At 56.9% G+C, this 20594-nt stretch carries 18 protein-coding genes; 5 read left to right on the forward strand and 13 right to left on the reverse strand.

What is annotated here, in order from left to right:
- Positions 1 to 260 precede the first annotated feature (260 nt).
- Positions 261 to 1628 carry an FAD-containing oxidoreductase gene (locus K290_RS0111320; protein ID WP_028752037.1) on the forward strand — a complete coding sequence of 456 codons (1368 nt, stop codon included), beginning with the start codon at positions 261 to 263 and terminating at the stop codon, positions 1626 to 1628.
- An 81-nt stretch (positions 1629 to 1709) separates the two neighbouring features.
- On the opposite strand, the gene htpG is transcribed toward K290_RS0111320, so the two are convergent.
- The 3 genes from htpG to K290_RS0111345 all read right to left on the reverse strand — a co-directional run bounded on the left by htpG (position 1710) and on the right by K290_RS0111345 (position 4743).
- Positions 1710 to 3599: a molecular chaperone HtpG gene (gene htpG / locus K290_RS0111325; RefSeq protein WP_028752038.1), complete on the reverse strand. Its 1890-nt coding sequence runs from the start codon at positions 3597 to 3599 to the stop codon at positions 1710 to 1712.
- Positions 3600 to 3797: 198 nt separating this feature from the next.
- Entirely contained in the window at positions 3798 to 4088 is a 291-nt protein-coding gene (locus K290_RS0111335) for a hypothetical protein (protein WP_028752040.1), read from the reverse strand.
- A 172-nt stretch (positions 4089 to 4260) separates the two neighbouring features.
- Positions 4261 to 4743 carry a hypothetical protein gene (locus K290_RS0111345; RefSeq protein WP_154668580.1) on the reverse strand — a complete coding sequence of 161 codons (483 nt, stop codon included), beginning with the start codon at positions 4741 to 4743 and terminating at the stop codon, positions 4261 to 4263.
- Positions 4744 to 4963: 220 nt separating this feature from the next.
- Between K290_RS0111345 and K290_RS0111350 the strand changes: the two genes are divergently transcribed.
- Entirely contained in the window at positions 4964 to 5434 is a 471-nt protein-coding gene (locus tag K290_RS0111350) for an NUDIX hydrolase (protein ID WP_028752042.1), read from the forward strand.
- A 130-nt stretch (positions 5435 to 5564) separates the two neighbouring features.
- Here K290_RS0111350 and K290_RS0111355 read toward each other — a convergent pair whose 3' ends face one another.
- A complete protein-coding gene (locus K290_RS0111355; protein ID WP_028752043.1) occupies positions 5565 to 6065 on the reverse strand; it encodes a hypothetical protein in 501 nt (166 codons plus the stop codon).
- 399 nt (positions 6066 to 6464) lie between these two features.
- On the opposite strand from K290_RS0111355, the gene K290_RS0111360 reads away from it, so the two are divergent.
- Together K290_RS0111360 and K290_RS0111365 are read left to right on the forward strand one after the other, a co-directional pair.
- Complete coding sequence (locus tag K290_RS0111360) at positions 6465 to 7067, forward strand: ANTAR domain-containing response regulator (RefSeq protein ID WP_028752044.1); 603 nt, start codon at positions 6465 to 6467, stop codon at positions 7065 to 7067.
- Positions 7064 to 8293 (forward strand): CmpA/NrtA family ABC transporter substrate-binding protein, encoded by a 1230-nt coding sequence (locus tag K290_RS0111365; RefSeq protein ID WP_028752045.1) that lies wholly within the window; start codon positions 7064 to 7066, stop codon positions 8291 to 8293. The genes K290_RS0111360 and K290_RS0111365 overlap by 4 nt, the downstream gene beginning before the upstream one ends.
- Here K290_RS0111365 and K290_RS0111370 read toward each other — a convergent pair.
- The 6 genes from K290_RS0111370 to K290_RS0111395 form a co-directional block, all read right to left on the reverse strand.
- The gene (locus K290_RS0111370; protein WP_065091431.1) at positions 8290 to 10047 is read right to left on the reverse strand and encodes a GMC oxidoreductase; all 1758 of its coding nucleotides are present in this window, start codon (positions 10045 to 10047) and stop codon (positions 8290 to 8292) included. The two genes, K290_RS0111365 and K290_RS0111370, sit on opposite strands and share 4 nt — an antisense overlap.
- Positions 10048 to 10232: 185 nt before the next feature.
- The gene (locus tag K290_RS0111375; protein WP_154668581.1) at positions 10233 to 11192 is read right to left on the reverse strand and encodes a glycoside hydrolase family 26 protein; all 960 of its coding nucleotides are present in this window, start codon (positions 11190 to 11192) and stop codon (positions 10233 to 10235) included.
- Between the two features lie 60 nt (positions 11193 to 11252).
- Positions 11253 to 13118, reverse strand: a complete 1866-nt coding sequence (locus K290_RS0111380) for a glycosyltransferase family 2 protein (protein ID WP_028752048.1) — start codon at positions 13116 to 13118, stop codon at positions 11253 to 11255.
- Positions 13115 to 14101: a UDP-glucose 4-epimerase GalE gene (gene galE, locus K290_RS0111385; protein WP_028752049.1), complete on the reverse strand. Its 987-nt coding sequence runs from the start codon at positions 14099 to 14101 to the stop codon at positions 13115 to 13117. Before galE ends, K290_RS0111380 begins: the two co-directional genes overlap by 4 nt.
- Entirely contained in the window at positions 14101 to 15171 is a 1071-nt protein-coding gene (locus K290_RS0111390; protein WP_245276520.1) for a UDP-glucuronic acid decarboxylase family protein, read from the reverse strand. The genes galE and K290_RS0111390 overlap by 1 nt, the downstream gene beginning before the upstream one ends.
- A gap of 319 nt (positions 15172 to 15490) precedes the next feature.
- Positions 15491 to 16534 (reverse strand): helix-turn-helix domain-containing protein, encoded by a 1044-nt coding sequence (locus tag K290_RS0111395; RefSeq protein ID WP_246802298.1) that lies wholly within the window; start codon positions 16532 to 16534, stop codon positions 15491 to 15493.
- Between the two features lie 637 nt (positions 16535 to 17171).
- Here K290_RS0111395 and K290_RS0111400 point away from each other — a divergent pair.
- Positions 17172 to 17639: a DUF995 domain-containing protein gene (locus K290_RS0111400; protein ID WP_245276521.1), complete on the forward strand. Its 468-nt coding sequence runs from the start codon at positions 17172 to 17174 to the stop codon at positions 17637 to 17639.
- A 713-nt stretch (positions 17640 to 18352) separates the two neighbouring features.
- Here the strand turns inward: K290_RS0111400 and K290_RS0111405 are convergent.
- The 3 genes from K290_RS0111405 to K290_RS0111415 all read right to left on the reverse strand — a co-directional run bounded on the left by K290_RS0111405 (position 18353) and on the right by K290_RS0111415 (position 20512).
- Positions 18353 to 18709 carry a hypothetical protein gene (locus tag K290_RS0111405; protein WP_028752053.1) on the reverse strand — a complete coding sequence of 119 codons (357 nt, stop codon included), beginning with the start codon at positions 18707 to 18709 and terminating at the stop codon, positions 18353 to 18355.
- 328 nt (positions 18710 to 19037) lie between these two features.
- Positions 19038 to 19463, reverse strand: coding sequence for a universal stress protein (locus tag K290_RS0111410; RefSeq protein WP_028752054.1), 426 nt, complete (start codon positions 19461 to 19463; stop codon positions 19038 to 19040).
- A 215-nt stretch (positions 19464 to 19678) separates the two neighbouring features.
- The gene (locus K290_RS0111415; RefSeq protein ID WP_028752055.1) at positions 19679 to 20512 is read right to left on the reverse strand and encodes a universal stress protein; all 834 of its coding nucleotides are present in this window, start codon (positions 20510 to 20512) and stop codon (positions 19679 to 19681) included.
- Positions 20513 to 20594 lie beyond the last annotated feature (82 nt).

Raw genomic sequence — 20594 nt, forward strand, 5'->3', positions numbered from 1 at the left:
ACGTGGTTCCCTTACGGCAGGTATGGATCAGACATGGCCTAGCAATGCTCTTCGTCAAGTCTGCACATCGCCAATGCGGAGATCATGAGGTTGATATTGCGCCATTTTCCTTACAGACAGGAGCATCTACGACAACTAACTGCTGCCACTCCTTCAGGTTTTCGAGCTGGGTCCGCTCAAGTCTGTTAAAGTGACAAAGGCGTCGGCTTCCAGTTCGACCCGGCATGAAAAACAGACATCAAACTGCGGGAGGGGTAAGCATGAAGACCTTCGACGCGATTATCGTCGGTGCCGGGCAAGCGGGGCCGTCCCTTGCCGGGCGTTTTGCGGGCGCCGGAATGACGGTGGCTCTGATAGAGCGGAAATTCGTCGGCGGGACCTGCGTCAATGCCGGCTGCATGCCGACCAAAACCCTCGTTGCCAGCGCCCGGACCGCCCACGTGATACGACGAGGCGCGGATTATGGCATCCACACGAATGGCGGTTTATTGACGGATATGGCGGCCGTCGAAAAGCGTGCTGCAACCGTCATCAACAACGCCAGGAATTCGCTTACGACCTGGCTCACCTCCACAGACGGAATTTCCCTGATAAGGGGACATGCCCGCTTCGAAAGCGAGAAGACCATCCGCGTCGGCGATGAGATGCTGACCGCGCCGCGTATCTTTCTCAACGTCGGCGCCAGGCCGGCGATACCTGCTTTCCCCGGACTTTCGGACATCGAGTACCTGACAAGTACCTCCATCATCCATCTGACGGCCCTGCCGCGCCATCTCGCCATCATCGGCGGCGGCTATATCGGCCTCGAATTCGCGCAGATGTACCGGCGCTTCGGCACCGAGGTCAGCATCATCGAACATGGCCCGCACCTGGCCCCGCGAGAGGACGATGATATCTGCCAGGCGATCGGTGATGTTCTTAGCGCCGAAGGCATAGCGATCCATACGAATGCGCAGGACATCAGACTGTCGAAGCGTGGCGAGAACATCCGCATCTCGACTGCGAACGGCAACCCGGAGGTCGAAGCAAGCCATCTCCTCATCGCCACGGGACGCCGGCCCAACACCGACGATCTCGGCCTCGAAAACGCTGGTGTCGCACTGGACGGCAAAGGCTATATCGTCGTCGACGATCATCTCTCCACCAATGTCGACGGCATATGGGCCCTCGGCGATTGCAACGGCCACGGTGCCTTCACGCATACTTCCTATAACGATTTCGAGATCGTCGCGGCCAATCTCCTGGACGGCGAAGACCGGAAGCTGAGCGAGCGCATTCCCGCCTATGCGCTCTATATCGATCCGCCGCTCGGGCGCGTCGGGATGACTGAGAAAGAAGCGCGGGCAAAAGGACGGTCAGTCTCTACATCGACCATGCCGATGAGCCGCGTCGGCCGCGCCGTCGAAAAGGGCGAAACACAAGGCCTGATGAAGGTCGTCGCCGATGTCGAAACCGGACAGATCCTGGGTGCCGCAATCCTGGGCGTCGAAGGCGACGAGGCGATCCACGGGTTCATCGACGCCATGCATGCGCGCACGCCCTATCCGGTGCTGAAATGGGCCGTGCCGATCCATCCCACGGTATCCGAACTTATTCCGACGCTTCTCGGCGGGCTGAAATCGAGTTAGCCGGTCAAGGCACCCTGAGATAGCGGAGATCGCCCGCCCTCTCCGATGGCCAACAGGCTGCGGAGAGGGCGAACGGGAAGCTTATTGCAGCGCTTTTTCCATCAGGCGCACCAACCGCTCGGCGAATGCGCGTGGATCGGCCGGTTTGTCGCCATCCAAAACGCGTGCCTGATCGAGCAGCAGGAATGCCGCATCGTCACGCAAGGACGGCTGATCGCTTCTGGCGGCGACGGCTTTTACGACCGGGTGATCGCCATTGATCTCCAGGATCGGCTTCGCGCCGCCCTGCAGGCGGCCGGCGCCCTGCAGAATTTTTTCGAGCTGCCGATCGTAGCCCTGTTCGGGAGCCACCAGGCAGACCGCACTTTCGATCAAACGGTCAGACGCGCGCACGTCCGATACTTGATCGGCGAGCTTCTCCCTCGCAAAGTCGATGAACGCCTGCACCTCCGCAGGTGCCGTCTCACTTGCCGACGTGCCCTGCTCGACCTTGCTGAATTGCGTCAGGTCGGCGGAACCCTGTGTGATCGACTTGAAGCTCTTACCCTCGCATTCCGGGGCATTGGTGACCCAGAAGCTGTCGACAGAATCCGTCAGCAGCAGAACCTCGATGCCGCGTGCGCGGAAACCCTCGAGCTGCGGCGATGCCTTCAGTTGCTCCAAGCTGTCGCCGACCAGATAATAAATGGCCTGCTGGCCGTCCTTGATGTCTTTGATGTAATCGGAAAGAGAGCGATACCCCTCGCCGGAAGCGGTCGTGCGAAAACGCGACAGCGCCATCAGCTGGCTGCGCCGCTCGAAGTCTTCGTAGATGCCTTCCTTGATCAGGCTTCCGAAGGTTTCCCAGAGCTTGAGGAAGGCGTCGTTATCGCTTTCGGCAAGTTTCTCGATGGCAGTTATGATCCTGTTGACGACGCCCTTCCGGATTGATGCAAGAATGGCGCTTTCCTGGATCATTTCGCGCGAGACATTGAGCGGCAGGTCGGCAGTGTCGACCAGGCCGCGCACGAAGCGGAGATAACGGGGCAGCAATTCCGCATCGTCTGTAATGAAGACCCGCTTCACGTAAAGCTTCATGCGGCCCTTTCGATCGGGATCGAAGAGGTCGAAGGGCTGGGTGCCGGGCACGAAGGCGAGTGCGGAATATTCGTGACGGCCTTCGGCACGAAAATGCACCGTCAGGGCCGGTTCGTCGTACTGGCCGGAAATTCCGCGATAGAAGTCGGTGTACTCCTCGCTGGTAATGTCATTCTTCGATTTGGTCCAGAGCGCGGTCCCGTCGGTTAGCTGCATTGCTTCAGCACCGGGCTTCTCTGCGATCCTGATCGGCACCGGTACATGGCCCGACTGCTCTTTGATGATCCGCTCGATGGTCCAGCGCGACGTGAAGTTCTTGGCGTCGTCCATCAGATGCAGGGTAATGCGCGTGCCGCGCGCTGGCGCCTCGCTGACATCGATCGGGCTGACGCTGTAGCCGCCCTTGCCGTCCGAAGACCAGAGCCAAGCATCGTCCGCTCCCGCACGGCGGGATACGACGTCAACGCGCTCGGCGACCATGAAGCAGGAATAGAAGCCGACGCCGAACTGTCCGATGAGCTGTGCGCCCTCACCTTGCTTGGTTGCCTCGACGCGCTCCATGAACGCCCTCGTTCCGGAGCGAGCGATCGTTCCGAGCGCTTCGATCATCTCGTCGCGGCTCATGCCGATGCCGTTGTCCTCGACGAGAAGCCTGCCGCCCTCCTCATCCAGCGTCAACACAATGCGGCTGTCGGGATCGTTCGCCAGCAACGCCGGCGTGGCGATTGCCTCATATCGCAGTTTTTCGCAGGCATCGGCCGCATTCGAAATCAGTTCTCGTAAGAAAACATCCTTATCCGAATAAACCGAGTGAACCATCATGTGCAGAAGGCGGGCGACGTCGGCCTCAAAGACGTGGCTCTCAGCGGGATTTTCTGCGGTGGTCGTCGTCATATGCGTCTGGTCTCCTGAGAATGTTGAAAGTCGCGCCGAAGAGGTGGCGGAAGAGGAACAAAAATTCAAGCTGGAGCCACAAGAAAAGGACCGCTTTCGCGATCCTGTTCACTTCCGTTCCCAATCCGTGACCAACCTTGCTGCCCAATAGGATCAGCGAAAAAGCTTGCAGGTCAATGTGCCGGTAATGCGGCATCCCTAGTGTAACGTCGTATTGACCACGCGATATGGATGCGTCATCCGGAACTGTGCGATCACGTTCAAGGCCTGCTGAACGACCTGATCGGCGATATCGAGATTGTCACGCGCCAGTTCGTCGGCATTCTCCTTGATAGCAGAGGCCATCGTACGCGATGTCGTCGCAAAGCTCTCATTGCCTTCCATCAGGGCTTCTTGAGCGCTTCCTTCAAGCGTATCGGCAATATTGGCCAGCACTTCTTCACGCTCGCTGACGCTCAGATCGCGAATATTCTTCAGATTTCCTTCCATCTCAATGTCACTCATACTCACGTTACATCCGGACGCTGATCTCTTTCGAGCCTCGGCATATGTGAGTTAGGAAATGAAAAATGGCGATTCAAGAGCCGGTGGTTTCCATGCCATCCCCGCAGGCACATCGCCGGTTTTGGACGGCCGCCGGCCGTCTGCTCTTTTTCCGGGATCAGTGAAATGTTGGCTGTGTAGGCTCTTCCAGGGGAAACTCTTTGATAAAAGGATCTTTTCGGCCGTCGATGAAATAGGCTCGCAGCCGCTCATAAATACTTGCATTCTCCCTGGGGCTACAGTGCCACATCGCTTGTTCCAGCATGTCGCCGAGCGCTGCCGACCGCTGATGTCGTCCCGAAACCATCGAGAAAAACTGTTTGGCGATCGTATGGAAGAGATTCAATTGCGACGTGTTTATCAGCTTGCCGGTCTCGTCCAGATCCTCGAAATAACCCTGGACCATATCGAGACGATGCGCCTTTCCTTTGACATAGGCTATCATCACCTGCGCGATGACAACCCGCTCATTCACCCAGTGAGGGAATACCGCGCTTTCTTCCGGCAAGGCGCCGTTGACCACCAAGATGGTCCGCATATCCGGTCCAACGACAATCGTCTTCATCTCGTAGCTGTCGACGATCTGGTGCGCCATTTTCATCGATCTACCTGGTTATGGGCGGTAATCTATCGGTGCCGTCTGACAGCGACCTTAAACGCTGCCGGGCCGACGGGCCGGGACAAAACTCTGGTAAACTGTTACTCCAACATGGCGATGAAGCTTTTGCAAAGTTGAATAAATAAGACCTTTCTTCAGGGGCATGGAGACTTTGCCCCTCGTTGACGAGGATGGATACGGCTCCATTTTTGCGGGAACGATCATCATGAAGAAGAGCGCCGGCATCCTGATGTACAGAAGGACGCAAAGCGATGTCCTGGTGCTGCTCGCTCACCCCGGCGGCCCCTTCTGGCGTAAGCGTGACGAAGGCGCCTGGTCCATTCCAAAAGGCGAATATCCGGAGGACGAACCTGCCGAAACCGCGGCCCGACGCGAATTCGCCGAGGAAATGGGCCATATTCCCGACGGCATGTTGCAGCCGCTGGGCGAACTGCGTCAGAAAGGCGGGAAACACGTGGTAGCCTTTGCCCTCGAAGGCGAATTCGACATTTCCACCCTTCGCAGCAATCTGTTCGAAATCGAATGGCCACCTAGAAGCGGGCGCCTTCAGTCGTTTCCCGAGGTTGATCGCGCCGAATGGTTCACTCTTTCCGATGCCCGCCGGAAGATCCTCAGCAGCCAGCTCCCCTTCCTGGAAAGCCTGGAAGCGCTCGGCGTCAACTCGACGGACTGAAGGTTCGACCGCCTCATCGCAATCGTCACGTCTGAAGGGCTGAAATTCGTTCCATCGCGTCAGGCCGATAATGCAAAAAGCAAAGGCAGCGCCATAGCCGTTGCCTTTGCTATTCCTTGCCGCTGACGACTCAATCGTTGATCGGCTTCAGCGAATTCATGATGTTCTGCACGGCGTCGTCATGCTTGTCCTGAGTTTCCTTCGATCCCCAGTAGGTGACGATCAGAAGCTTGTGCTCGGACGGCTGGAGTAGGCCGAGCTCGACATCGACGGGGCCGTCCTTGTCTTTGCCATCCCATTCGAGATGCGCCATCTTCATGCCGTTGAGCACGGAATCCGGAAATTCATGCTTGGACTTGGCATCGATGTCGACGCCGTTTTTCGACAGAAAATCAATAACATCGTCGAGGGTCTTATCAGCCGTCTTGTCGCTGGCGATATCTATGGAGAAGTAGATCGCAGAGTCCGGAGACGTTGCGTCGACGCCGGTTTCCGTTTCCTTCGGCCCCCAGCTATGGGGAATCGAAACCTCGGCGATCGGTTCCTCGCTTGGGAACTGCAGGGTCTCGGCGTGAGCAAGAAGCGGGAAAGCCGCTGCGAATGCCGCAGCAATGAAAAGCGTTTTTTGCATGGATAGGTCCTATCAGCGTCGTTTGTATGCGGTTTTGTCAGCGGCAGGCGTGAGACTCACGTTGCTACGGCAAAACTATCGGCAAGCCATTACGAACACGAGACAAAGTCCGGTCGTCCCAAGGCTCAAAATTGGGGTGTTTTTCGATAGGGAATATTCCTGCGCGTCTTGAATTCCGCTTTGCGTGTCACAGATCCCCCGACGACCTCTGCCATTTGGCACGTATTGCCGAAGAACTTCGCCGATAAAGAATTTGAGACCTACAAATTCCGGCAATGGATCTTTAGGCCCCCGTCTGCCATTGCGATTGCCGCGAACCGATCGTAAGGAAGCACACGGCGGCTCTGGCGGTTGAACGACCATCAATCTCTGAGTTTGGGCCGGAGGCGATATGCGACGATGAAATCCCCTACCCTTGCCGTTTTGGTCATAGACGAGAACCGCATTCGCGCGTCGATTATCGAGGCCGGATTGCGCGAGGCCGGGTATGAGAACGTCACGGTCGTCCATGACATCAATGGCATCGCCCGCAGGATCAGCGAGATCAATCCGGATGTAATCGTCATCGATCTGGAAAATCCCAACCGAGACATGCTCGAAAACATGTTCCAGCTCTCGCGCGCAGTGAAGCGGCCGATCGCCATGTTCGTCGACAGGTCGGACGAAGCCTCGATCGAAGCGGCCGTCGATGCCGGCGTTTCAGCCTATATCGTCGACGGGTTGAAGCAGGAACGTGTGCGGCCGATCCTGAAGATGGCCATCAGTCGCTTCAACGCGTTTGCGCGCCTCAACCGCGAACTGGAAGAGACCCGGAGCGAACTGGAAAACCGCAAGGTGATCGACCGCGCCAAAGGCCTGCTGATGAAATCGCGAGGCATTTCGGAAGAAGAGGCCTATGCGCTGATGCGCAGGACGGCCATGAACCAGAACCGCAAGATCATCGACATTGCGCAAAGTCTGGTAACGGCGATCGGCCTGCTCGATCCAGGAGAAAATGCATGACGCAGAAACAGGAGATCATCGCCGGGTTCCTGCCCCTTCTCGACAGCGCCCTGCTCGTCATTGCCAAGGAAAAAGGCTTCGCCGAAGCAGAGGCGATCGACCTCCAGCTCGTGCGGGAGGTCTCCTGGGCCAATATTCGCGACCGGCTCGCGGTCAGCCGCTACAACGTGGCGCATATGCTCGGCCCAATGCCGATTGCCTGCAATCTCGGACTGACACCCTTGGCTCCGCAGATGATCGTGCCGATGGCGCTCGGCCTCGGCGGCAACGCGGTGACGGTATCGTCAGCGCTTTGGGAGCATATGGTCGCCGCCGGCGCGACGGATGACCTCGATGCAGACCGAAACGGCAAAGCCCTGCATAAGGTCGTCCTCGCCCGCCAAGAACGTCCGCTGCGTTTCGCCGTCGTTCATCCCCATTCCGGGCACAATTACGAGCTGCGCTATTGGCTCGCGGCTTGCGGCATAGATCCTGACCGCGACGTCGAAATCATCATCCTGCCGCCGCCGGAGATGGCCGATGCGCTTGGCGCAGGGCAGATCGACGGCTATTGCGTCGGCGAACCGTGGAATACAGCCGGTGTCCTAAGCGGTAAAGGCCGTATGGCAACGGTCAAGGCCGCCATCTGGAAGTCCAGCCCGGAAAAGGTGCTCGGCGCCAATGCCGGCTGGGCGGGTGAGCATCCCGACGCGATGGCCGCCCTTCTCAGGGCCTTGTACCGCTCGGCCGTCTGGTGCTCCGATCCGGAAAACAGGGAAAACCTGGCGTCCGTCCTCGCCAAGCCCGCCTATATCGGCCGCCCCATCGACTGGCTGTTGCCAGCCCTTTCCGGCCATCTGCAGGTTGGGGCTGGCCAAGTCACGAGCGTCAGGGATTTCTTCGTACCGCGTGCCAAGGCGGCAACCTTCCCGTGGAAAAGCCATGCGCTGTGGTTCTATACGCAAATGGTGCGCTGGGGGCAGGTCGGCCACGACAAACACAACGAAACCATCGCGCGGAACACCTATAGGCCGGATATCTACCGATCGGCATTGCAGCCGCTTGGCGTGCCCCTGCCCGGCGCCAGCGCCAAGGTCGAAGGCGCTCTTCGCGTGGAAACGCCGGTCGGTTCTACCGACGCCAGCCTGACGCTCGGCCCAGATGGTTTCTTCGATGGCGGCTTGTTCGATCCGGACAAGATCGACGCCTATATCGAAGCGCAGAGGCAGCCGAAGACGGCTGATTAATGCGTTTCCAGCGTTCTGTAGTAATCCGAGGCGGAAGGCGCGAACCCCTGCCAGTTTGCATTCAGATGATCGGCCAGCCTTATGGCAAAAGCCAGGATCATCAATGTGGGATTTGCGTGGCCGCTGGTTGGGAACACCGATCCGCCGGCAACATAAAGATTAGGCAAGCCGTGGACCCTGCAATTCTGGTCGACGACACCCGTCTTCGCGTCAGCAGACATTCGCGTCGTGCCGAGCGTATGTGCCATGTCGATGATCACGATGTCCTGTGGCCGCCGCTCAAGTGCCCAATCTTCAAGTATAGGGGCAGGCAGGCCGGCGCTCACCAGCGCTGTGCGTGAAAGCTCGGCAATCCTAAGCAGAGTTTGACGTTCGACATCGTTGATCCGCCAGGCGACCTTGGCCAATGGCACGCCAAACCGGTCCCTCCGCGAACTGAGGCTGATCCTGCTGTCGGGATTGGGAATTTGCTCGGAAATCGCCTCGATCCTCAAACCCACCAGTTTATGAGGCACGCCGTGATCCTGGAATTCGTTGGCGACCAGGTTCGGGGACATCCTGATTGCGGTGTTTATCACAATATCCTTGAGGGCTTTGGGCGTCCGGCCGTCGGAAAGGACCTTCATTCCGAGCCCCTTGGCGATAAGTCCGGAACCTGCCGCAACGGAAAGCAGATCGCGTCCGACTTTTGTGCTGTTTCGGCGCACCAGCCGCTTCAAAGCATCCCATGGATCGTCGGGCGCGCGCGCCGTGGCGAAGTAGATAGCGGCATTCAGCAGCTTCTCGCGCTCCTGTATCTTCGGGGTCAGCGCCAGGCCATGCATAAACATATGCGCCCGGCCGTTGTGATGAACACCGAAAAAACCGAAGAGCTTGGTGAGCACCGCCATTTGATCGGTCGGGATGGCACCGACACGAGCGGCGGGATGATCCATGAGATACCGCCCGACGACATCATGGTAATTGCCGATCCCATTGGAATGTACATCGTTGGATGCCAGCATCAGCCTGGCATTCTCAATCCCGCTCGCGGCGAGCACGCATTGTCTCGCTTGGATACGTGCGCGCTTGCCGTCGATGCTTTCGACGTCGAGATGTGAGAAACGTGATCCGTCTGAGCTCAGACCGACGCGTGTCACGGTCGCGTTCAGAAGAACATGAATGTTCTCCGGCCGTTGCGCCATGAACTCGTTTCCGAAGCGCATCACGTCGAGCCGATCTACGCGCGAACGGGCAAACTGCCAGTAGAAGGAATGAAGTCCCTCATTGTCGAAGCGGGCCGGCGGTTCCTTGGGGCTGAGATTCAGCACCTCCAATGCGCGCAGGATATAAGGATCGATTTGCTCGCGATCCACAGGCCAACCAGAATTTGGAACCCAGGAGCGAACCTTAAAATCGATACCATCGAAAGGTGCCGATTTTCCGGCCCATGCGTGCGTCGATCCGCCAAGCGCTCGGCAACGAACACCGAAGGGCTGGATCTCCTCGGACCAGAACTTGGCTTGCGGGCTGTGAAATTGGACCCGCTTGCGGGACTGCGCCTCCGACTGCGGCTGGTCGACACTCTCGACTTCGTTGAGCGCCGAATGCTCAGGATTTTCGAACTCCAGCCCGCTTTCGACGACGAGCACTTTTCTGCCCGCCTTCGCACATTGGGCTGCGATTGTGAGCCCGGTGGGGCCGCCCCCTACGATTACGAGGTCCGATATAATAATCGAATTGTCGTCGCGATTGGACAGTTGCTCGATTTTCATCTGGGTCAGTTTCCGTTACTGCGAGCAGGCAATCCGACGTTAAAACGATCAGACCCACCTTCTACGAAATTTTAGACCGGTAACCAAGATAACCAAAAGTGGAGGCTCCGATGCCTGTCGGTCATGATGCGTCGGTGCCTGGGGTAGAAGGTCATCCTGCATGGTTAGATCGAAAGAGGTCACGATCAGAAGCTCGCCTCTTTGACGACCCGCCAATTGGGAAGACCATAGGGTTTTGGCCAAGGATAGAGTTCCTTGTCATTGAAGTAGACAACCGCCGTTAGCTTCGGAAATTCCGGATATTGCTTGGCAGCGTTTGCAGCCCAATTGGCGACATAGGTGGAATCGCCTTCATAGCCGAGTTCGGCGACGACGACGGGCTTGTTGAAGGCTTGGACAAGCCTGTATTTGGGCGCGAGCAATTGCGCAAAGGTCCGGTCCGCGCCGAAATGATCCCTGTCGAACTGTTGCAGGCCAAACACCGAAAGGCCGATGATGTCGACAACATCGTCGCCGGGATAGAACGCGGTAAGGCTGGGCTCGCCTTTGGGCGACCACATATATTTCGCCGACTTGTCATGCTCGCGGCAGACATTCACCATCCGGCGATAGGCCGCCACGTAACTGCTGGGCTTCCAGTGGGACCAGATGAACTGGTTGTCCGTTTCGTCCATCTCCTGCGCCCAGCGGATGGTCACATCGCTCTTCAGGGTAGCTGCAGTCTCACAGACAGCAGCCATGTTGCTGTCATATCGGCCGGCCAGAATGCCTTGCAGCAGCTCCTCGGATGTCGATCGCCAATCAACCGCCCAAGACCACGGTTCCACGGTGATCAAAAGCTTCCGCCCGCGTTTCTGCGCGTAGTCATCGGCAAGCGAAAGCGTTCCCAGATCAACATCTTCCCAAGGAAGGAAAATATGTTCGATCTTGGAGTTCGGGTCATCCTTGAAATCGCCGTGAGGGTCATATGCGCCGAAGGTGACGGAGTCAGGACCGATTTTCGGCCGCTTGTCGGCAATCCGCCCTGTACGAGCCGCTTCGCCGGTCGGGATCCCGCGGGGTATGCTTGCCGCCAAGATTGTTCCCGTCGTCGCCAAGGTCACACATAAGACGACCATTGCTGCTTTGGTTTTCCTGTTGCTCATGGTTTTTCCTCCTGTCAACAACACACCGGCAACGTCTGTCCGCTAGTCGTTTCTGGTCGACTAGCTGGGATCTGATGTTTCATCTTGCGATAGGTCGATTTTCGACGTGTCGGCCAACGAGTGCGGCTTGAACGTCAGCTTTTGAAGGTCCTGCCGTCCGAAGCCGGCACCGGCCACCGCATATCGCGTTTCATAGAGCCGGAAGCGTCCGGTACCCCACGTCAGGGACGCCAGCCCTTCCGATCCGCGTTCGATGGTCGCAAAACCAGGAGCAGCGATGAGGCAGAGAAGGCTCGCAGCCATTGCCGGCCGATACATTCTTGCGCGAATTCTGACGACATTCTCCCGGGCGTGCTGGGTGACGATGACCAGCAGCAAAAGGGTGTAGAGCACGGAGTTGATGATCGCGAAGATGTAGAAACCTCGTGTTTCACCAGCCCTTTCGACAAATAGAACCGGCAGAACGGAAGCAATCGACAGAAAAACGTAGGGTAATAGAACGCGCCAAGGCAGGGGATTCACTTCCGATGCGCCTTTTGGCGTAATTCGAAAGTCGACATAGGAGTCGGTCATCCAGTCCCGGATGGCAGCGACCGTTCCGGCCACTGCCCAGGGCCAGCGGGCGAAGAGGAAAAATACTCCCTCCCAGCTCAATATCTTGGCATCGAACGGCCGGAATGAGCCGCTGACTCGCCACCGGTAGGCGAGCAGCATCAGCGTGATGGAGAGCGGCGCGCAATGGGCGAAAAATTCGGGATAGGTGACTGCAACGAAGTTCTGATGGAAGGCGAGCGCCAGAATTGGCATCACGAACATCAGGCACATGAACAGCGCGAAGAGCGGATACCACAACTGAGAAAACACGAACTGGCACTTCAATCTCAGCGGCAAGCGCGGAACATAGATCGGCGAATACCGCAGCAGCAGCATGACAAGGCTGCGTGACCACTGAAATTCCTGGGTGACGAGATCGGCGAAGGTGCGCGGGCCGTCGCCATGCGCGATGGCATCAAGCGCATGCACGCCATGCCAGCCATAGGCGTTCATCATCAACGTCGTCGAATGATCTTCCGCAAGCTCCGGTCCGAGCCCGCCAATTTCCTTGAGGGCGACGGTGCGCACGGCATAGTGCGATCCGATGCAAAGAGGGGCGAGCCCATCATTATAGCCGGCCTGGAGGGAGCCATGCATGCTCGCCTCGGCATAGAGCCGCCCGCGTGCAGACCAGCTTTCCGAGGCGTTGCTATCGCAAATGCTCGGCGCTGAGACGTAACCAACCTTGGGATCGCCAAACGGACGCAGCATTTCGACGAGATAACCAGGTTCCGGAACATGATCGGCATCGAGCTGCACAACGAAATCATAGCGCTCATAGCCGTAATGATCATAGAAGAAGGCGAGATTGCCCTCCTTGCAGCGCGTACGGCGTGGCCAGGTCGTGCGATGATAATCCGGCCTGTTCTTTCGTGTTGAGACGAAGACGCCATGCCGGCGGCACCAGTTCAACGTTTCGGGAGTTGGATCCTCGTCGGCGAGCCACGTGTCGTGCGGAAATGCTTGATCGAGCATCGCCTGCATGGTCGTCGCCACGACGGAGAAAGGCTCGGACGGCGCTTTGGTGACGACCATGGCGACGCGGCTGCCTGCCGGCAGTTGAAGCGGCCCGTTGGGTTTCTGCGCACGATAGAATATCGCGATGAAATAGGCCGGCAGAAGGGTGACCCAAGCCAGTATGGCCGTCACCAGAGTGAAGCGCCAAAAGCCGATATAATGCGCCGGCTTCAGCCACCAGGCCCAGAAATAGACAAGCATCGCCAGCCAGATTGCAGCGCCGGCGAGATATTCCAGCCGATCGCGGCCTTGAAGAACCGGGATCAGGCGCGGTTCGGTCGTTTCCTTGGACGTCGTGTTGGTCGTGTTTGTCATGTCCGCGACTCCAAGCCAAAGAAGGGAGCCGCAGTTTTGATGATAGTTTCGACGTCGGAATATTCGGGCGAGAAGCCAAGCGTCTCGCGAGCGAAGGTCGGGTCAGTATAGAGAGCTGGCGGATCGCCGGCCCGTCTTGGATGCATCTCGACCGGCACGTCGCGTTTGATGATACGGCCGATGGCGCTGACAATCTCGTTGATCGACGAGCCGCAGCCGGTTCCGAGATTGACCGAAAGATTGCCACCGCCGTTGACGAGATGTTCGAGTGCCAGAACATGGGCGCGGGCCAAATCCGTCACATGGATATAGTCGCGCACGCAGGTGCCATCTTCCGTCTCATAGTCGTCGCCAAAGATGGCAAGATGCGGAATTGTCCCGTTGGCGGCGAGCAGTGCTCTCGGAATGAGATGCGTCTCCGGCTCATGCCATTCGCCGAGCTCTCCATCCGGATCGGCGCCGCAGGCATTGAAGTATCGCAGCGCGACATATTTCAGTTGATAAGCTGCCGCGTAATCCTTCAGGATCTGCTCAACGATGAGCTTCGTCCTGCCGTATGGATTGATCGGCGCCTGCGGCGTCGTCTCGGTGATGGGGAGAGACTCCGGGGTGCCATAGGTCGCGCAGCTTGACGAAAAAATGATTTTGTCGATTGCAGCGTGACGGCATGCATCCAGGAGGGCGAGCGTACCGCTGACATTGTTGCGATAATATTTGGCGGGGTCCTCTACGGACTCTCCGACGTAGGCGGATGCAGCAAAATGCACGACCGCATCCGGTTTATATTGCAGGAGGGCTCGCGTCAGCGTGCTGGTATCGAGGATATCGCCGTGCACGAATGGTCCCCAACGCACCGAAGAACGATGCCCCGTAACCAGATTGTCGAAGACGATCGGCTCGATATTTTTGGAACGGAGGAGCTTCGCCGTGTGGCTGCCGATATATCCGGCGCCACCGGCTACCAGAACTTTTCTCTGCGACATCACGCGGTCCCCACCCATTCATGTGCTTCTTCGGTGAGAAGACGGTCGAAATAGCAGATCGTCTTTTCCAGGCCGGTCGAGAGCGGCACCAGCGGCTGCCATCCCAGTCTCTCCTGAGCGAGGCTGATATCGGGGCGGCGCTGGCGCGGATCGTCTGTCGGCAACGGCTTGCAGATAGTCTTCGAGCGGGAGCCGGTCAGCTTGATCACCTGTTCGGCGAGCTCGAGAATCGTGAACTCACCTGGATTGCCGAGGTTGACGGGCCCAATGAAGGACGGGTCGGTCGCCATCAACTGCTGAAAGCCCTCGATGAGATCATCGACGAAGCAGAACGAACGCGTCTGCGAGCCATCGCCATAGATGGTTATGTCCTGCCCCTTCAGCGCTTGCACGATGAAGTTCGATACGACACGGCCATCGTCGGGACGCATGTGGGGCCCGTATGTATTGAAGATGCGCGCAATCTTGATCTCTACGTCATACCTCTGATGAAAATCATAGAACAACGTTTCGGCGCTGCGCTTGCCCTCGTCGTAGCAGGACCGGGGGCCAAACGGGTTCACATTGCCCCAATAATTCTCGACCTGCGGGTGCACCAACGGGTCGCCATAGACTTCGGAGGTGGAAGCCTGGAAAATGCGAGCGCCGGTACGGGCGGCCAATTCCAGCAGATTGAGCGCACCGAAGACGGATGTCTTCATCGTGTGCACCGGGTCAGCCTGATAGTGCGGAGGCGATGCTGGACAAGCAAGGTTGTAGATTTCATCGACTTCGATGTCGATTGGATCGACGACGTCGTGCCTGATGACGCTGAAGCGGTTGTAGCTGCGCAGATGGTGGATATTGCGCTCAAGTCCCGTCGAGAAATTGTCGACGCAAACGATGCTGTGCCCCAATTTAAGAAGACGCTCACAAAGATGAGACCCAAGAAAACCTGCGCCACCGGCTACAAGAATGTGCCTTGGTTGCTGCTTGGAGTGAAGAACACGAATGTCTCCAAGAAGCTTATTAAATTCAGAACGATCATTTACTGGACGCATTACTTTCATCGGACTGACCTCGAAATCCACCTATTCTTTTGCTGACGTAAAAACATTTTTAATGTTTTTGCTTCAAGCTAAAGCGTTATAAGGCGGCGTTGGTATTGCTGTTTTTTATACTTGTGAGGCCGTGAACTGTCGTTAGCTGCGCATCCTGAAATTTGCCGCAGCGTCCATATTTGCAACAGCTCATACAAGCGGTCGCGATTTTCGGGACAGACGCGGGATCAAGGTGGCCTGCCGGGGAGAGATTTGGTCAAATCGAGATTGATACGCCCGGCGATCGCAGTCGCTGTGACGCTACCGGGAACGAATTCCCAGCCTCATATCGACCGAAGCTGCGCTTCTATTAATGTCCGAGGGAATTCAGCCAATCGCCGAATGGATTTGCACTACCATCCTTCGGGTCCATGGGGGAAGCTGACCGAGCAAGGAAGGTCGGAGCCGCAATATTTCGGGCCTCGCGGGGCGTATAACCGAATTCCTTGCTGAACGCTCGGCTGAAGTGAGCCGCAGAGGCAAACCCGGCCTCGGTGGCGATTTCCACGATCTGCTTTCGATTGACGGTGTTGCTGAGCGCAACATGCGCCCAAAAAAGGCGACGCTTTTGGATATAGTGGAGAACGCCACCGCTCGACTCGAACAATTGGTAGAGTCGGGTCCGCGAAATGCCAAGCTCGCGGCACAATGCATCCGGTGTGAGATCTTGCGAACTCAAATTGCGCTGAACGAAGCGGCGTACGCGCTCCATCAGGGCTAAGTTACTCTGGTGTTTTTCAGGGCCGGAATGCTCAGCCGACGACGAAATACATGTCACCAGCATATCATGGGTCGTTTGGACGACGCGGGGAAGATCTGCCGCAGTCATGCTCGCTAACTTCGTCTCGACACTGTCGAGATAATCGATCAACAGCTTAGCGTAGGTGTCGGAAAATGTCGTATTGCTTTTGATCTCGTTGAAAGCGGGCACATCCAAAAACAGTTCCCGCGGCAGATAGACGGAGAGGCTTTGCGCTTCGGTAGCCCTTCCTCTGAACGGATGGCCCAAGGACCTCAGTTCTACTCGTCCTCGCTCACCCTTTGATACGTTTCCGTCCACCTCCGTCCAGCTCTGGCCCGCGCGCAACAGCACGATATGCCAGTGGTCGATTGAATTCGACCGCAGCTTTGGCGCTAAACGCGAATAAGAATGGGCGGGCACCGATTGCTGAACGACAAGCATGCCACCCAGATTCCAGGCGGTGTGATCGGCAGGAAAGCCAGCTTCCGCCGATAAGCCGTCCGGCAACCTGATATCTATCAGTGGCGCGAGATACGCCTGCCAGGCTGCGAATTGATCACTCGGCGGCAAATCATGGGTGGAAAACCGCAGAGGCTCCAGGGCCGGCGGCAAAGGCGGAGTTGCTTCTTGGATAGCATCCGACGTCCGAGGCCAACGCCGGCGCTCGACTTGCAAAGGGGGGTGCGTGCTCGCCTGCCCGTCATTTTGATTTTCGACGGGAACCGGCGAATGCCCTTTCTGAGGTGAGTCAGGCAATATTTCCTCACAACTTTCGGGAGGCTATTTATACCACTCTAAGTGTTTATCAGCAAATGATTTAAAACCAAATCGTTAATGATGGATGACGCATATATTATTCAATCTAACGGGGAAACTCCAACACCTGTTTGCTGCCCAGGAAATTCGCGTCAAAGGCAGTACCTCTTTCTCAGAATCATCAGCGGCACCACAATAGCCAGCTTGCCGGTTCGCGGCTACCGCCTTGGGTGGCTATCCCGAAGCTCTATGGGGTGGCGGTCTTCCCTACCCACGCACCTATTATCGCGGGAAAGCATCAACCGCTCTCTGTGAAAGAACGGGCAGCTTGCAAGATCAACCGCAAGCTGCTCAAATCGGCAAACAGCCGGCCAGAATTCCAATTCCCGCGGGGCCGATCTGTCGCAATTCATTCGCCGACCGATAACCGACAGACAGGAGGAAACCAATGACTGTATTCCGAACGCTGTTCCTATTGTGCGTTTTTGCTGCGATGAGCACCTACGCCTTTGCCGCCAACACCGCGCAAAATATGAAGACAAAACCCCCAGCCATGTCAGTTCCGTTGACTGCTGAGGAGGTGTTTCAGCTTTATTACAATCGCACATGGATCTGGAAGGACGGCGCCGGCTATTTTGCGGCCAAGGCGCGCGAATTCAAGGCCTGGTCTGGCGAGGGAACGGGGTCGTATGGGACCGGTCGTTGGTTTGTCACGGACCAAGGCAAACTCTGCTTCAGGGCCACATGGTACGCAAAGACCGGACACGCCTTGGCCGTGACCTGTTTCAGTCATCGAAAGAAAGGCAATATCGTATTCCAGAAGCGCGAGCCGGACGGAGATTGGTATCCGTTCAAGACAATGCCGGCCAAGGCCGACGATGAATACGGCAAGGTGCGGCCGGGAGATTACACAACAGCGGGATACAATCGCATGCAGATCAAATTGTCGCAAAACAAATAGATCTGGCATCAGACCTGCTTGACGGAGCCGTCCGCACTTGTGCTCGCTCAGGAGCCGAACGGAAGGCTTCTGTGACTTTCGCGCAAAGTCTGTTCAGTGCTCAGATGGGCGGGGAAGCCGCTCACCTCAGGAAGCATTTCGATGTGTGCCCGAATCCGCTTGGCGTGCAAATATACGGCGCGCCCCCGAGATAAATCGGTCTCACGAATTTTGCCGAAGCGCTTTTGCTCTTGATGATTTTCTTTTTTGTGTCGAATGGTTTTGTAACGTTTTGATATCCCCGCTCCCCCGAGAGTGATTGTGCGGCGGCAATATTCATTGGAATGGCTGCACAAGCGGCGATGATCAAAGCGGGCTTCACTATATCTCGGAACGTCGAGGACCGTATTACTGTAGGCTTTCGTCTTTTAAGTCCTTCAAATGAAAAGAAAACTGCAATTATTCTGTCAGAAAACATCCAAAATATCCCCCGTAGTTTGGAAGTGTTTTAAGGCAAGATGTATTTCAGGGCGCTTAACGAGCATCCCCGATGAAGCTCAAAACTCATGAAGGAGTCGCACTTCGACAGCATACTGACAGAAGCCTGCACAAAGCTTATGCGGGCTGGATATCCTTCTGACGACTGTATTTACGCTGCGGCGAACATGTGTTTTTCAGGCCCGCGTGCCTGAGCCGCGGGATTTGCATTGCCGTTTACCTTGCTTTCGTGTCGGCTATTGCGGTGGCGCCGCCATTTGGCTCATTGGATGGACGGTCTCGCGTCCACTGGCATCCTGTTTAGGTTGGTTGCCGACAGACTCCACGGCCGCATCGAGTAACTGAAAAGCGTATTCCAGCGCTGCGTCGGTGTCTTCGCCGCAAAGCCCCGCTCCTTTGCATCGATTTTGAAGCGCTTGTTTGATCCCCCGCTTTATCGAAGGCAAGGGTTCGGTCTCTGACGTGGTTAGGAGTTGACGCAGGCAATTTGCCGCGACGACTTCCGAAACGATGAGTTTTCCCTCAATTTCACCGAGCGTCGGCATTGCAAATCGCTGTCCACCTCTTCGGCATTCGCGATCTGTTGTCAGCATCGTTTTTCCTCCCGTGGATTTGTTTTAACCGGCACTTCATCGAAGGCTCATTTACCGCATAAACTGATGGAGCGTGCCTTCTAATGGGCAGTCTTTTGTAAGCATTCCTTAGATTAAGACCGATAGGCTGGTAATCACTGTGCCAATCCGCATGCCCGACATCTTGTGGCGCGAGACGGGCGCTGGTGCGGAGCGTGCAACGGGTGCCGCCGCCTCTCTTGTCAGGCGTAACCATCATCCAGCCTCGGCACTATGATCCTTACGGCGAACTTTTCCAAGACCAGATTTTAAGCTGATCCAAGATTCCGCTTCGGAGCGTTCCAATTTTTCATTGTTTCGCTTCGGAAAGCCGGTCGATGTGCACGCAGCATTTTGCATGGTGCATGATGTCGTCGACGGTGGATCCGAAGACGCGATCGAGGACGTCGCGCGTGTGCGCCGCAACGATGATCAAATCGGCGTGGACTTCAGTTGCTATTGCCAGGATCGTATCTGCGGCACGGCCCGGGCGAACATGGATAAGTGCGGGAACCGAAAGTTGCTTGCAGAGCTGTGACAGCTTTTTCTCAGCCTCGTCGATCACCGAGACCGCCCAGCCATCCGGTTCCTGATTAACAACGGAAGGAAAACGTTCGACGACGTGAACGACATGCAAGGTTCCATCGGCAGCGAGGAGCGCCTGAGCCGTGCGCACCAGATGCTCTGCTCTTTCCCGTGATCCAAGGCCTATGGCGCAGACGATCGTCTTGTACATTTTTCACCTCAAAAGATCTCTGCCGCTTCCGCCGAGAAATTCGGATCGAAATCCCAGAGCATGTGCTTGTTTCAGAAATTGGTCCCACGCTCAGTATATCCATTTTGAAGCTGTTGCTTAAGCGCTGGACGAGAAGAGTGCACAATTCATCATAGCTCCATGCGCAGGCGCGTGATGGATGATATCGGAAAGCACATGGCGCCTCCGATATTCTGTCATCGCGTCATCATCAATGGAACGGGTGCAGCCTCAAGCATGGAGCGCGTCGTTCCGCCGAAAATCCGCTCCCGCATGCGCGAATGCCCATAAGCCCCCATGACCATCATGTCGGCCCCAATATCCACGGCATGTTGCCGCAGGGTATCGGCGGTGGTCCTGCCACCGCTTGCCAGAATATCCACCGAGACATCGACGCCGTGTCGTTTAAGGAAAGCCGCCAGTTCCGCGCCCGGCTCCTCGCCAGTGCCGCGGGTCGATGCGCGTGGATCAACGATGACGACATGCACGTTTTCAGCCGCCGTCAGTTGCTCCATTGCAGCGCGGACGGCATGACTTGCCTCGTTACGGGAGTCCCAGGCAACGAGCACCCGGCGCGGCTGAAGCGAGGCCACTCGCCCTTTCGGCACAATGAGAATCGGTGCCGGCGAGTGAAACAGTGCTCCATTCAATATACGCCAGCGCATATCATTCTGGGCCAAGAGACCGCCGCCGACCAGTGTCACGTCGGCGTAGCGGGCGCGCTCGCCAATTTCATTATCGACCCAACCATATTCCGTGAACAGGCGGTCCACATCAAACGAAATATCGCTCGATTGCAGCAGAGCCTTCGTGGCTGCGACCTCCTCACCGAGCTTCTTCAACTCGCGCTCGCGTTCTTCGGCCCATGCGGACGAAGAGACCTCGCCGTATCCGCCGACGGGGGCGATCGCAAGCGCCGTCACCAGCACCGAAAGATATGCCCCGGCTGCGCGGCTGAGCTCGATCGCCGAGCGCAGATCCTCGTCGTTTTGATTGACGCCTATGATGCTCAAGACGGTTTTGGCTCGCATAGTCACACCTCGTATTGGAATTGTCCGATCGATGCGAATTTGATCCGATTTTGGCGCTCCACCATGATCCTGGTCAAGACCG

This window comes from Rhizobium leucaenae USDA 9039 (assembly GCF_000426285.1).
GTDB lineage: Bacteria > Pseudomonadota > Alphaproteobacteria > Rhizobiales > Rhizobiaceae > Rhizobium > Rhizobium leucaenae.